The organism is Phenylobacterium sp. (assembly GCF_036264965.1).
Classification (GTDB): domain Bacteria; phylum Pseudomonadota; class Alphaproteobacteria; order Caulobacterales; family Caulobacteraceae; genus Phenylobacterium.
Map to the genome: position 1 here is coordinate 1 of NZ_DATAPY010000006.1, position 13,609 is coordinate 13,609.

Annotated in this window: 10 protein-coding genes and 1 pseudogene; 8 read left to right on the forward strand and 3 right to left on the reverse strand. The window is 70.2% G+C overall.

All coding sequences use genetic code 11. The features are described 5' to 3' along the window. Nucleotides 1-1,404, reverse strand: a 1,404-nt coding sequence (locus VHS75_RS00475) for a carboxyl transferase domain-containing protein (protein WP_329636635.1), incomplete at its 3' end; no start/stop codon positions are given. Nucleotides 1,405-1,549: 145 nt separating this feature from the next. After that, nucleotides 1,550-3,238 (reverse strand): AMP-binding protein, encoded by a 1,689-nt coding sequence (locus VHS75_RS00480; RefSeq protein ID WP_329636636.1) that lies wholly within the window; start codon nucleotides 3,236-3,238, stop codon nucleotides 1,550-1,552. Between the two features lie 214 nt (nucleotides 3,239-3,452). Between VHS75_RS00480 and VHS75_RS00485 the strand changes: the two genes are divergently transcribed. The 8 genes from VHS75_RS00485 to VHS75_RS00520 all read left to right on the forward strand — a co-directional run bounded on the left by VHS75_RS00485 (nucleotide 3,453) and on the right by VHS75_RS00520 (nucleotide 13,324). Then, the gene (locus VHS75_RS00485) at nucleotides 3,453-4,616 is read left to right on the forward strand and encodes an acyl-CoA dehydrogenase family protein (protein WP_329636637.1); all 1,164 of its coding nucleotides are present in this window, start codon (nucleotides 3,453-3,455) and stop codon (nucleotides 4,614-4,616) included. After that, nucleotides 4,616-5,395 carry an enoyl-CoA hydratase/isomerase family protein gene (locus VHS75_RS00490; RefSeq protein ID WP_329636638.1) on the forward strand — a complete coding sequence of 260 codons (780 nt, stop codon included), beginning with the start codon at nucleotides 4,616-4,618 and terminating at the stop codon, nucleotides 5,393-5,395. The genes VHS75_RS00485 and VHS75_RS00490 overlap by 1 nt, the downstream gene beginning before the upstream one ends. Before the next feature lie 119 nt (nucleotides 5,396-5,514). Further along, entirely contained in the window at nucleotides 5,515-6,786 is a 1,272-nt protein-coding gene (locus VHS75_RS00495) for a hypothetical protein (RefSeq protein ID WP_329636639.1), read from the forward strand. A 166-nt stretch (nucleotides 6,787-6,952) separates the two neighbouring features. After that, nucleotides 6,953-8,440, forward strand: a complete 1,488-nt coding sequence (locus VHS75_RS00500) for an FAD-linked oxidase C-terminal domain-containing protein (RefSeq protein WP_329636640.1) — start codon at nucleotides 6,953-6,955, stop codon at nucleotides 8,438-8,440. Further along, entirely contained in the window at nucleotides 8,441-9,598 is a 1,158-nt protein-coding gene (glcE, locus tag VHS75_RS00505; RefSeq protein WP_329636641.1) for a glycolate oxidase subunit GlcE, read from the forward strand. Continuing rightward, nucleotides 9,598-10,881 (forward strand): glycolate oxidase subunit GlcF, encoded by a 1,284-nt coding sequence (glcF, locus tag VHS75_RS00510; RefSeq protein ID WP_329636642.1) that lies wholly within the window; start codon nucleotides 9,598-9,600, stop codon nucleotides 10,879-10,881. The genes glcE and glcF overlap by 1 nt, the downstream gene beginning before the upstream one ends. A gap of 336 nt (nucleotides 10,882-11,217) precedes the next feature. Further along, nucleotides 11,218-11,835 carry a glutathione S-transferase family protein gene (locus VHS75_RS00515; protein ID WP_329636643.1) on the forward strand — a complete coding sequence of 206 codons (618 nt, stop codon included), beginning with the start codon at nucleotides 11,218-11,220 and terminating at the stop codon, nucleotides 11,833-11,835. A 37-nt stretch (nucleotides 11,836-11,872) separates the two neighbouring features. After that, nucleotides 11,873-13,324, forward strand: a complete 1,452-nt coding sequence (locus tag VHS75_RS00520; protein ID WP_329636644.1) for an MFS transporter — start codon at nucleotides 11,873-11,875, stop codon at nucleotides 13,322-13,324. On the opposite strand, the pseudogene VHS75_RS00525 reads toward VHS75_RS00520, so the two are convergent. Further along, a pseudogene (locus VHS75_RS00525) lies at nucleotides 13,321-13,609 on the reverse strand (hypothetical protein); the annotation flags it as partial. The gene VHS75_RS00520 and the pseudogene VHS75_RS00525 overlap by 4 nt on opposite strands.

A 13,609-nucleotide genomic window follows, 5' to 3' on the forward strand; every position in this document is an offset into this window, starting at 1 on the left:
CGTCTCGCCGCGCTCCTCGAGGGCATCGCGGCGGATGGTCGCCAGGACGCTCGCCGCCTGCTCGCCGCCCATGACGCTGATCCGGCTGTTGGGCCAGGTGAACAGGAAGCGCGGGGCGTAGGCGCGCCCCGCCATGCCGTAGTTGCCGGCGCCGAACGAGCCGCCGATCAGGACGGTGAACTTGGGGACCGTGGCGGTCGCGACCGCCATGACCATCTTGGCCCCGTCCTTGGCGATGCCGCCGGCCTCGTAGGCGCCCCCGACCATGAAGCCGGAGATGTTCTGCAGAAAGACCAAGGGGATGCGCCTCTGGCAGGCCAGCTCGATGAAATGGGCCCCCTTCAGCGCGCTCTCCGAGAACAGCACCCCGTTGTTGGCCAGGATCGCCACCGGATAACCCCAGATGCGGGCGAAGCCGCAGACCAGCGTCGTGCCGTAGAGCTGCTTGAACTCATCGAAGGCGCTATCGTCGACGATGCGGGCGATGACTTCGTGCACATCGTAGGGCGCGCGCACGTCGCCGGGCACGATGCCGTAGAGCTCCTGCGGATCGAAGGCCGGCGGCCTGGGCTCGGCCACGTCCATCTCGACGTGCTTTACGATGTTCAGGTGCGCCACGATGGTGCGCACCATGGCGATGGCGTCCTCGTCGTCGGCGGCCACATAGTCGACCACGCCGGAGCGGCGGCCGTGGGTGTCGGCGCCGCCCAGCTCTTCCGCCGAGATCACCTCGCCGGTGGCGGCCTTCACCAGCGGCGGGCCGCCGAGGAAGATGGTGCCCTGGCCGCGGACGATTATGGTCTCGTCGCTCATCGCCGGCACATAGGCCCCGCCGGCGGTGCAGGAACCCATGACGCAGGCGATCTGGGGGATGTTCTCGGCGCTCATCCGCGCCTGGTTGAAGAATATCCGCCCGAAGTGGTCGCGGTCGGGGAAGACCTCGGCCTGGTGCGGCAGGTTCGCCCCGCCTGAATCCACCAGGTAGACGCAGGGCAGGCGGTTCTGCAGGGCGATCTCCTGGGCGCGGAGATGCTTCTTCACCGTCATCGGATAGTAGGCGCCGCCCTTCACCGTGGCGTCGTTGGCGACGATCATGCATTCGCGGCCCGAGATGCGGCCGACGCCGGTGATGATGCCCGCGCCCGGCGCCTCGTCGCCGTAGAGGCCGTTGGCCGCCAGCTGGCCCACCTCCAGGAAGGGCGCGCCGGCGTCGATCAGGCGCATCACCCGGTCGCGGGGTAGCAGCTTGCCGCGGGCTTCGTGGCGCTTGCGGCTCTCGGCCGATCCGCCCAGGCCCGCCTGGGCCACGCGCTGGCGCAGCTCCTCCGCCAGCTTGCGGTTGAGTTTGGCGTTGGCGGCGAAGGCGGCGGACGCGGTGTCGATGGCAGAGGTGAGCTTGCGCATCAGTCTCTCCCCGCTTCCGAAACAACCGTCATCCCGGACGGCCGCAGGCCGAGCCGGGACCCAGGGGCGGTCGCATTGACCATCCCTCCTGGGTCCCGGCTCTCCGCTTCGCTACGGCCGGGATGACGGAGAGGGGTGGCAATGGTCATGCGGTCTTTTCCAGCACGAGGCCCAATTCTGCAATCATCGCCTCGCGCATGGCGAACTTCTGCACCTTGCCGGTGACGGTGGTGGGAAAGCCTTCCACGAATTTGATGTGCCGTGGAATCTTGTAGTGGGCGATCTGGCCCTGGCAGAACGCGCGCACGGCCTCGGGCGTGAGTTCCGCCCCAGGCTTCAGCACGATCCAGGCGCAGAGTTCCTCGCCGTACTTCGTGTCGGGGACGCCGATGACCTGCACGTCGGCGACCGCCGGATGGCGGTAGAGGTACTCTTCGATCTCCCGCGGATAGACGTTCTCGCCGCCGCGGATGACCATGTCCTTGATCCGCCCGACGATGTTGCCGCAGCCTTCGGCGTCGAGGGTCGCGAGGTCGCCGGTGTGCATCCAGCCGGCGGCGTCGAGCGCCTCAGCGGTGCGTTCGGGATCGTCCCAGTAGCCCAGCATCACCGAATAGCCACGGGTGCAGAGCTCGCCGGTCTCGCCGCGCGGTACGATGCGACCCTCGGCGTCGACGATCTTGACCTCGACGTGCGGGTGGATGCGCCCGACGGTGGAGACCCGGACCTCCAGGCTGTCGTCGGCGCCGGACTGGAAGCTGACCGGCGAAGTCTCGGTCATGCCGTAGGCGATGGTCACCTGCGGCATGTGCATTCGCTCGATCACCTGCTTCATCACCTCGATCGGGCAGGGCGAGCCGGCCATGATGCCGGTGCGCAGGGACGTCAGATCGAACTCGCCGAACCGCTCGCAGCCCAGCATGGCGATGAACATGGTCGGCACGCCGTAGAGCCCGGCGCAGGCCTCGGCCTCCACCGCCTCCAGGGTCGCCAGCGGGTCGAAACCCTCCGACGGATAGACCATGGTCGCCGCATGGGTGACGCAGCCCAGGTTGCCCATCACCATGCCGAAGCAGTGGTAGAGCGGCACCGGGATACAGAGCCGCTCGCCGACCTGCAGGCCGATGGCCTCGGCGACGAAATAGCCGTTGTTGAGGATGTTGTGGTGGCTGAGCGTGGCGCCCTTCGGGAAGCCCGTGGTGCCGCTGGTGAACTGGATGTTGATCGGCTGGTCGAACTGCAGCCGAGCGCCGATTTCCGCCAGCCGGGCCGTGTCGGCGGGCGTTCCGGCGTCGCAGGCCTGGTGGAAGGCGAGGCACCCGGCGTGCTCCTGGTCCCCGAGCGTGATCACCCAGCGCAGCGCCGGCAGGCGGCCGGCCTGCAGGGCGCCTGGACGGCTCGATGACAGCTCCGGCGCCAGCTCTCGGATCATGTGCAGGTATTCGCTGGTCTTGTGGGCGACCGCGGTGATCAGCGCCTTGCAGCCCACCTTGTTCAGCGCGTACTCGGCCTCGCTCAGGCGATAGGCCGGGTTGATAGTCACTAGGATCAGCCCGGCCTTGGCGGTGGCGAACTGGGTCAGCGCCCACTCGGCGTAATTGGGCGCCCAGATGCCGATCCGGTCACCCGGTTCCAGCCCCAGCGCCAGCAGCCCGGCGGCGAGCGCATCCGCCCGTTCACCCATCTCGCGATAGGTCCAGCGGATCTTCTGATGGCGCGAGATCAGGGCGGGCACATCCGGATGCGCCGCGCAGGTCGCGTCGAACGCCTGGCCGATCGTCTGGCCCAGCAGGGGCCTCACATCGGCGCCATGCACATAGCTGAGATTCGTCACCCGGCGTCTCCCTTCCCTGAGAAGAACCCTACAGGTTCGCCCTCTTCTTCGTCATCCCCAGCCTTGCGCCGGGGATCCATACGCGCCGAAGGCACAGGAAGAATCTCAATCGCCGGCGTCCATGGATGGCCGGGACAAGCCCGGCCATGACGGAGGAGGGCGATGACGCGCTTTCCAGGATGACACTCGGCGGGGCAGGCGCCAGAGATGGCCCGTGGCTCAGGACAGCGACCCGACCTTCCCCGAAATCCGCGAGGCGGTGCGCAAGCTGTGCGCGCGGTTTCCGGGCGCCTATTGGCGGGCGCTGGATCGCGAGCGGCAGTATCCGACCGAGTTCGTCGCCGCCCTGACCGAGGCCGGCTTCCTGTCGGTGCTGATCCCGGAGGAGTACGGCGGTTCGGGCCTGGGCCTCTCGGCCGGCGCGGCGGTGCTGGAGGAGATCCATCGGTCGGGCGGCAACGGCGCCGCCTGCCATGCCCAGATGTACACCATGGGCACGGTCCTGGCGCATGGGTCGCCGGCCCAGAAGGCGGCCTACCTGCCGAAGGTCGCCTCGGGCGAGCTGCGGCTGCAGGCCTTCGGCGTCACCGAGCCGGACGCCGGCACCGACACCACGCGGATCGCCACCTTCGCCCGGCGCGACGGCGATCACTACGTCGTCTCGGGCAAGAAGCTGTGGATCAGCCGGGCCGAGCATTCCGACCTCATGGTCCTGCTCTGCCGCACCACCTCGCGCGCCGACGCCGCCAAGCCGTCGGACGGCATGAGCGTCCTGCTGGTGGATATGCGGGACGCGGTGGGGAACGGCCTGACCATCCGTCCCGTGCGGACCATGATCAACCACGCCACCACGGAGCTGTTCTTCGAGGACCTGCGCGTGCCGGTCGCGAACCTGATCGGCGAGGAGGGGAAGGGCTTCCGCTACATCCTCTCCGGCATGAACGCCGAGCGGATCCTAATCGCCTCGGAGTGCATCGGCGACGCCAAGTTCTTCATCGACCGCGCATCCGCCTACGCCCGCGAGCGCGAGGTGTTCGGCCGGCCGATCGGCGAGAACCAGGGCGTGCAGTTCCCGATCGCCCGCGCCTTCGTCCAGATGACCGCGGCCGAACATATGGTGGCCCACGCCGCGGCCCTGTTCGAGATCGGCCAGCCGTGCGGGACCGAAGCCAACATGGCCAAGCTCGTGGCGTCCGAGGCCTCCTGGTACGCCGCCGACATGTGCGTCCAGACCCATGGCGGCTTCGGCTTTGCCGAGGAGTACGACATCGAACGCAAATTCCGCGAAACCCGGCTCTACCAGGTGGCGCCGATCTCCACGAACCTCATCCTCTCCCACGTGGCCACCCACGTGCTGGACCTGCCGAAGAGCTTCTGATGCCCGAGACAATTCTGGTCACCGAACCCGCGCCCGGCGTGGCCGTCGTCGCCTTCAACCGGCCCGAGGTCGCCAATGCGCTCTCGACACTCATGGGCGAAGAGCTGACGGAGGCCTGGACGGCGCTGGCGGCGCGGGAGGACCTGCGCTGCGTGATCCTTACTGGCGAGGGCCGTCACTTCCAGGCCGGCGCCGACCTGAAGGAACGCAACGGCATGACCGACGGGACCTGGGCCGCGCAGCACCGGGTGTTCGAGGCCATGGTCCGCGCCCAGCTCTCCGTGCCGGTCCCGGTGATTGCCGCGGTCAATGGCGCGGCCATGGGCGGCGGCTGCGAGATGACCCTGGCCTGCGACTTCGCCTACGCCTCGGAGACGGCGCGGTTCGGCCTGCCCGAGGTGGGCTTGGGCATTATGCCGGGCCTCGGCGGCACGCAACTACTCCGCCGCTGCGCCGGGGAACGGCGGGCGATCGAACTGCTCACCACCGGGCGGCCGTTCACCGCGGCCCAGGCGCTGGAGTATGGCGTGGTCAATGGCGTCACCGCGCCCGAGGCCTTGATGGAGACCGTGCTGGGCGTCGCCGCCGAGATCGCCGCCAAGGCGCCGCTCTCGGTCCGCGCCCTCAAGCATGTGGTCCGCGAGGGCCATTCGCTGGACCTGGCGGCGGCCATGGAGATGGAACTGGCCGCCTACAACCGCCTGTTCAAGACCGCCGACCGCCGCGAGGGCGTCGCCAGCTTCAACGAGAAGCGGACGCCGGCCTTCAAGGGGGATTAGGGCGGTTCTTCTCCTCTCCCATCCGTTCCGGATGCTGGAATGTCTTAACTCCCGGCTTGATTGCGGGCAAAGCTGGCCGCCATGGCCTTGAGGCCTAGCCTGTCCGGGATGGAGGTCGTGTGGCGTTTCAGATCGACAGACGGCAGACCATGCTCGCCGGCCTCGGCGCGGCGACGGCGCTGCCGGCCATGACCGCCCACGCCGCCGGGCCTGACCCGCTGTTTGGCGCCGCCCTCTACGCCGACGTGAAGGCCTATGCAGGCCTTGGCGAACACCGCACCGGCACGGCGGGCGACGACGCCACCACCGTCTGGATGGAGCGCGCGCTGAAGGCCGCCGGCTACGCCGTCGAGCGCCAGGCCTTCGACTATCCGGTGTTCGAGCTGGGCCATGTGGACATCGCGCTCGGCGGCCGGATGCTGGAGAGCTTTCCCTACTGGACGCCGGTCGCGACGCCGGCCGGCGGGATCACCGCGCCCCTGTCGCCGAGCGGCGGCGCGGGCAAGATCGCCCTGCTCGATCTGCCGATCGGCGCGGGCGGTGGGCTGGAATCGCCGCCACCGCCGGAGATCGTTGCGGCGGTGAACGGCGGCGCCTTGGCGGTCGTGGCGATCACCGAGAACCCACTGGGCGAGATGGCCGCGCTCAACCGCAATCCCAAGGCCGCCGCCTGGAAGGTCCCGGTCGTGCTCGCCGCGGGCCGCGAGGCCGACGCGCTGAAAGCCGCCGCAGCCGCCGGGCGCAGCGTCACCGTGCGCCTCGAAGGCCACAGCGTCACGCGGCCGGCGCACAACGTCATCGGCCGCCGCGCCGGGCCGGGCAAACCCATCGTCATCTCCACGCCGAAGAGCGGCTGGTTCCACTGCGCCGGCGAGCGCGGCGCCGGGATCGCCATCTGGCTGGGGCTGGCGCGGTGGCTGGCGGCGTCCACCAAGGACAACATCATCGTCGTCGCCTCGTCCGGCCATGAGTTCGATGGATACGGCGCGCACCATTTCACCCAGACCTTGGCGCCGAAGCCGGCGGACACGCGGATGTGGGTGGCCATCGGCGCCAATGTCGCGGCCTACGACTTTGCCCTGGAGGATGGCCAGATCGCCCGCCAGCCCGTGCCGCAGGCCACCCGGACCCTGGGTGTCAGCGGCCCGCTCGTCGCGCTGGGCGCCAAGGCCTTCGCCGGCCAACGCGGCTACGACAAGCCGCTGGACCTCGACGCGCACAATGCGCCGGGCGAGTTGGCGACCTTCCGCAAGCTCGGCTACCGGCCGCTGGTCGGCCTGGTCGCCGGCCATCCGCTGCACCATACCCGCCGCGATCTCGCCGACGTCACCGACGGGGCCATGCTCGAGCCCGTGGCGCGCGGCCTGCAGGCTATCATCGCTACAGCATAGAAGCCCGTCATCCCGGCCGCACCCCGGACTTGATCCGGGGGAAGAGCCGGGACCCAGGGGTTCTGCAGTGCGTCCGCCTCTGGGTCCCGGATCGGCTCTTCGGGCGTCCGGGATGACAGTGTAGGAGGGTGTGGAGAGATCACCCCCGAGGCGCGAAACGCCGCTTATGAAGATGCCCGCGCCCGACGCTGCGCTGATCGCCCGCAAGGACGAGATCGTGCGCGCGCTGCGGCGCCTGGTCCCCGGCGAGGGCGTGGTCAGCGATCCCGCCGGCCTGATCCCGTTCCAGTCGGATGGGCTTTCGGCCTATCGCCAGACTCCGCTGGCGGTGGTGCTGCCCGAGACCGTAGCCCAGATCTCGGCCGTGTTGGCCTGGTGCCAGGCGAACGGGGTGAAGGTGGTGCCGCGCGGCGCTGGCACCTCGCTCTCTGGCGGGGCCCTGCCGCTGACCGACGGGGTCGTGCTGGGCATGGCCAAGTTCAACCGGGTGCTGGAGATCGACCTCGCCAACCGCTGCGCGGTGGTGCAGCCGGGGGTGACCAACCTGGCGATCAGTGGGGCGGTGGAGGCGGACGGCTTTTACTATGCGCCCGATCCGTCGAGCCAGATCGCCTGCACCATCGGCGGCAATGTGGCGGAGAATTCCGGCGGGGTGCACTGCCTGAAGTACGGCCTGACCACCCACAATGTGCTGGGCTGCGAGCTCGTGCTGATGAGCGGTGAGGTGGTGCGTCTGGGCGGCAAGGGGTTCGACGCGGCCGGCTACGACCTGATGGGCGTGGTGACCGGCTCGGAGGGGCTGCTGGGCGTGGTCACCGAGGTGACCGTCCGCCTGCTGCGGAAGCCGCAGACCGCGCGGGCGATGCTGCTGGGGTTTGCCTCGGTGGAAGCGGCGGGCGGCTGCGTCGGCGACGTGATCGCCGCCGGCGTGATCCCCGCCGGGATGGAGATGATGGACCGCCCCGCCATCGCCGCGGCCGAGGCCTTCGTCCACGCCGGCTATCCGCTGGACGCCGAGGCCCTGCTGATCGTCGAGCTGGACGGCCCGGAGGCCGAGTGCGCCGAGCTGTCGGCCCATGTGGTGGAGCTGGCGCGGGCGCGGGGCGCGACGACGGTGCGGGTGTCCGAGAGCGAGGCCGAGCGGCTGGCCTTCTGGGCCGGGCGCAAGGCGGCCTTTCCGGCGGTGGGGCGGATCTCGCCGGACTACTACTGCATGGACGGCACCATCCCGCGCGGCCAGCTGCCCTATGTGCTGGGGGCGATCACACAGATGGGCCTGGAGTACGGCCTGGGCGTCGCCAACGTCTTCCACGCCGGCGACGGCAATCTGCACCCGCTGATCCTCTACGACGCCGACCAGCCGGGGCAGCTTGAGGCGGCCGAGGCGTTCGGGGCCGACATCCTGAAGCTCTGTGTGAAGGTCGGAGGCGTGCTGACCGGCGAGCACGGCGTAGGCGTCGAGAAGCGCGACCTGATGGGCGAGATGTTCTCGGAGACCGACCTCGCCTGCCAGCAGCGGGTGAAGTGCGCCTTCGATCCAGACCTGCTGCTCAACCCCGGCAAGGTGTTCCCGCGCCTGCACCGATGCGCCGAGCTGGGCCGGGTGCATGTGCATCGCGGGGCTGTGGCCTTCCCCGAACTGCCGCGGTTCTAGATGCTGGACCTCGCCGCCCGGACCGAGACGCCGAAGACCGCGGAGGAGGTTTGCGCGCTGGTGGCCGAGGCCGAGGCGGCTGACTGCACGCTGGAGATCGTCGGCGGCGGGACCAAGCGCGCGATCGGCGCGGCCGCTGGCGCGGACGTGGTGCTGAGCCTGGCGGGCCTGAACAAAGTCATCGACTACGCGCCGGAGGAGCTTGTGCTCACAGCGCAGGCGGGGGTGACTCTCGCCGCCCTGGAGAAGCTGGTCGCGGCGCAGGGCCAGATGCTGCCGTTTGAGCCGCCGCACCTGGGCAAGCTCTTGGACGCCAAGGGCCGCGCGACGCTTGGCGGGACCCTGGCGGCGAACCTCTCTGGGCCGCGGCGCATCCGGGCCGGCGCGGCGCGCGACCATTTCCTGGGCCTGCAGGCGGTGACCGGGCGCGGTGAGCTGGTGAAGGCAGGCGGCAAGGTGGTGAAGAACGTCACCGGCTACGACCTGCCCAAGCTGATCGCCGGATCCTGGGGCACGCTGGCGGTGATGACCGAGATCACCATCAAGGTGCTGCCGGCGGCGCGCACCGAGCTGACGCTGCTGCTGTTCGGCTTGGATGACCGGCGGGCGGGCGAGGCGATGACCGTGGCGATGGGCGAGCCGGCGGAGCTGTCCGGCGCGGCGCATCTGCCGCGGGCCGCGGCCGCACGGGCGCCGCTGAAGGGCGAGATGGCGGTGACGGCTCTGCGGCTGGAGGGCTTCGCGGCCTCGGTGGCGGCGCGGGTCGATCACCTGGCGGCGGCGCTGAAGGGCTTTGGGCGGGTCGATCAGCTCGACACGGCGCACAGCCGCGAGTTCTGGCGGCAGGTCCGCGAGGTGGAGGCGTTCGCCAAGGACCCGCGCTGCCTGTGGCGTGTGTCCGTGCCGCCGGCGTCGGGCTGGAAAGTCGGCGAGGCGGTGGGAGAGGCTCTCTACGACTGGGCCGGCGGCCTGGTGTGGCTGCTGTCCGATGCGGACCCCCGCGCAGCGGTCCGAGCGCTCGGTGGCCACGCCACGCTCTATCGCGGCGAAGGCGTCGCGTTTGAGCCGCTGGACGGCGCCCTGGCCGCCCTGACCGCGCGGGTGAAGGCGGCGTTCGATCCCAAGGGCGTTCTGAACCCGGGCCGGATGGGTCACTGATGCAGACAGCCTTCACCGCCAGCCAGCTGGCCGATCCGGACACCGCCGCCAGCCATGCGGAGATCCGTAAGTGCGTGCACTGCGGCTTCTGTACGGCCACCTGCCCGACCTACGTCCTCTTGGGCGACGAGCGCGACGGACCGCGCGGGCGGATCGAGCTGATCAAGGCCATGCTGGAGGCCGGCGGGGCGCCGTCCAGGGAGACGGTGACCCACGTCGATCGCTGCTTGTCGTGCCTGTCGTGCAAGACCACCTGCCCGTCCGGCGTCGACTACGCCCAGCTGATCGACCACGGCCGCGCCCACATCGAGGCCCACTACCGCCGCCCTTTGGCTGAGCGGTGGCTGCGCTGGGCGATCCCGGCGGTGCTGACGCGACCAGGGCGGTTGAGGGCGGCGCTGGCGTTGGGTCGAATGGCTCGACCGCTGGAACCGGTGTTCGAGGCGCTCAAGCTCGGCCCGCTGGCCGCCCTGCTGCGACTCGTACCGGCGCGGGCGGTGGCAGGCTCGGCGCGAGGTTCCTATCCGCCTGAAGGCAAGCCGCGCGGGCGGGTGCTGCTGCTGCAAGGCTGCGTCGAACCGGCCATGGCCCCGTCGATCCGCGAGGCGGCGATCCGGCTGATCGTGCGCGCCGGCTATGAGGTGGTGCTGGCCGAGGGCGAGGCCTGTTGCGGGGCCCTGTCGGAACATCTGGGCCGGGCGGATGAGGCGGCGGCGTTCGCGGCGACCAACCTGGCGGCCTGGACCCGCGCTGGGCCCTTCGACGCTATCGTCACGACGGCGGCCGGCTGCGGCACGACCTTGAAGGCCTATGGCCGGCGGCTGCCGGGCGACGCCCACGCCGCGCAGGCTGCCGGCAAGGCGCGGGACATCCTGGAGTTCATCGGCGAGGTCGGCCTGCCGCCGGTGACCCGGCCGGGCAAGCTCAGCGTCGCCTATCACGCGCCCTGCTCGCTGCAGCACGGCCAGGGGATCAAGGCCGGGCCGGCGGAACTGCTGGCCAAGGCCGGCTATGAGGTGCGCCCGATCGCTGAGGGCCATCTCTGCTGCGGCTCGGCCGGGGTCTACAACATCCTGCAACCGGAACTGGCCGGACGGCTGCGGACCCGAAAGGCCGTCAATATCCAGAAGACCGGCGCCGCGGTCGTGGCCGCCGGCAACGTCGGCTGCGTCGCCCAGATCGCGCCGGCGGTCAGCCTGCCGGTGATCCATCCCGTCGAACTGCTGGACTGGGCGACCGGCGGGCCGAGGCCGGCGGCGCTGCCGCCTCAGATCGGCGCGTAGGCGTCCGGCACCGGTCTTTCGCGGGGAATTGGCGCCTCGGCCCCGCCGGCGCCGCGCGGCGGACGCCTGGAGGTGACGAAGCTTTCCCAGTCGGTGGGGCCATCGCGCCGCGAACGCACGGGGCGCAGGTTTGGGCGAAGACGGGCGAGGAGGCTCTCGAGCGTTTCGCCAGATCCCGTCAGGTCGGGTTTGAACTGTCGATCAGCCATGGGGCGCGTCTATACCCCAAACCGCGTCGAAACGCCACGCCGATCGGTAAAAAAATGGTTAATGGCGAGGCCGTTGACGCCCCTTGCGGCGCCCGCCTAGAGCTGTGCCCAGGACAAGGGAAACCCCATGAAACTGCATACCTCGATCGGCCCGAACCCGCGGGTGGTGAAGATGTTCCTAGCCGAGAAGGGGCTGGAGATGCCCTTCGTGAAGGTCGACCTGATGGGCGGCGAGAACCGGCGCGAGCCCTACAACGCCCAGGTGAACCGGGCGGGCCAGACGCCGGCGCTGGAACTGGACGACGGATCGACGGTCACCGAGATCACGGCCATCTGCGAATATCTGGAGGAGCGCCAGCCGAGCCCGCCGCTGATCGGGAGCACGGCGGAGGAACGGGCCGCGACCCGCATGTGGACCCGCCGGGTGGACCTGAAGGTCTGCGAACCCATGGCCAACGGCTTCCGCTACGCCGAGGGCCTGCCGCTGTTCCAGAGCCGGATGCGCTGCCTGCCCGACGCCGCGCCGGGCCTGAAGGCGCTGGCCCAGGACGGCCTGGAATGGTTTGAGGGCGAATTCAAAGGACCCTGGATCGCCGGCGACCGCTTCACCCTGGCCGACATCCTGCTGTTCGCCTTCCTCGAGTTCGGGGCTACGGTTGGCCAGCCGCTCGATCCCAAGTTCGCCAAGCTCACCGACTGGCTCGGCCGCGTGAAGGCCCGGCCCAGCGCGGCGGCCAGCGCTTAGGCGGCGCCAGATGCCGTCCCAAGGGTTCTGACCCTCGATGCTGACCCCGCGCGCGACCGTGGACGAAGACACCGACGCCCACGCCGCCGCGGGGATGCCCGATGGCCTGCCGGTTCCGCGCCGCTACTGGTCGGTCGCGGCGATCTGGCTGGCGATGGCCATGTCGGTGCTCGATGGGGCGATCGCCAATGTGGCCCTGCCGACCATCGCCGGCGAGCTGCACGCCAGCGCCGCCTCGTCGATCTGGATCGTCAACGCCTACCAGCTGGCGATCACCGTGACGCTCCTGCCGCTGGCGGCGCTGGGCGACCGGCTGGGCTACCGGCGGGTCTATATGGCGGGGCTGGCGGTCTTCACCCTGGGCTCGCTGGGCTGCGCGCTCAGCCATACGCTGGCCACCCTGACCCTGGCGCGAGTGTTCCAGGGCCTGGGCGCCGGCGGCATCATGAGCATCAACGCCGCCCTGGTGCGCTTCACCTATCCGAAGAAATTCCTGGGCCGCGGCATTGGGCTGAATGCCCTGGTGATCTCGATCTCCGCCGCCATCGGCCCGACCGTGGCCGCCGCCATCCTCGCCAAGGCGTCGTGGGAGTGGCTGTTCGCGATCAATGTGCCGATCGGCGTCCTGGCCATCGCCATCGCTTTCCGGTCCCTGCCGGTCACCGTGGGCTCGGACCGCAAGTTCGACTGGATCTCGGCGGTGCTGAACGCGCTGACCTTCGGCTTCCTGATCACCGGGGCGGAGAGCATCGCGCGCGAGGGCTTGGCCTCGGGTCTGTCCAAGCTCGCCATCGGAGCTGCGGCCGGCGCTCTGCTCAGCTACCGCGAGCTGCGGCGCGAGGCGCCCCTGGTGCCCTTCGACCTGCTGCGCCTGCCGATCTTCGGCCTGTCGATCGCCACCTCGATCGTCTCCTTCGCCGCCCAGATGATGGCCTACGTCGGCCTGCCGTTCTACTTCCAGCAGGTGATGGGCCGCACCGCGGTGGAGACCGGCCTCCTGATGACGCCCTGGCCGCTGGCAGTGGGGATCTCCGCGCCGCTGGCCGGACGCCTCGCGGACCGGCATCGGGCGGGAACCCTGGGCGGGATCGGGCTCAGCGTCTTCGCCCTCGGCCTCTTCGCGCTGTCGATCATGCCGGCGCATGCGGGCAACTGGGACATCGCTTGGCGCATGGCGCTCTGTGGCCTGGGCTTCGGTTTCTTCCAGTCGCCCAACAACCGCGCCATGGTCACTTCCGCGCCTATGCACCGCTCCGGCGCGGCCGGCGGCGCGCTGGCCACCGCGCGGCTGCTGGGCCAGACGGCGGGCGCGGTGACCACGGCGGTGTTCTTCCACCTCGCGGGCACCGCAGCCACCAAGACGGCCCTGGCCACCGCCGCCGTCTTGGCCGCTGTCGCCGCCCTCGTTAGCCTTTCGCGCCTGGCGTTGGCCCCGCGCCCTCGGCCCGAGCCCTTGGACCGCGTCGATCCCGCGCCGTCGGGCCCCTAGTGCAGCTTTAGCCGCACGAAGGCCATGGCGCCGCTCGGGTCGTCGCCATAGGCCGCGTCCAGGGCTGAGGGCACGAAGTCCCAGGCATAGAGCGCGCCCAGGCCGAAGATCAGGTGATCGGAGACCTGCCAGTCGTGGATCGCCCCCAGCGAGACCTTGCCGACGGTGAAGACCGGGCCGTGATGGCCGCCGACCGCGGGGGTCAGCTCGTCGTTGTCCACCCGCTCGGCGCGGCTGAAGATCGTCCAGGCGGCGTTGGGCTTCAGCGCGCTTTCCAGCACCCAG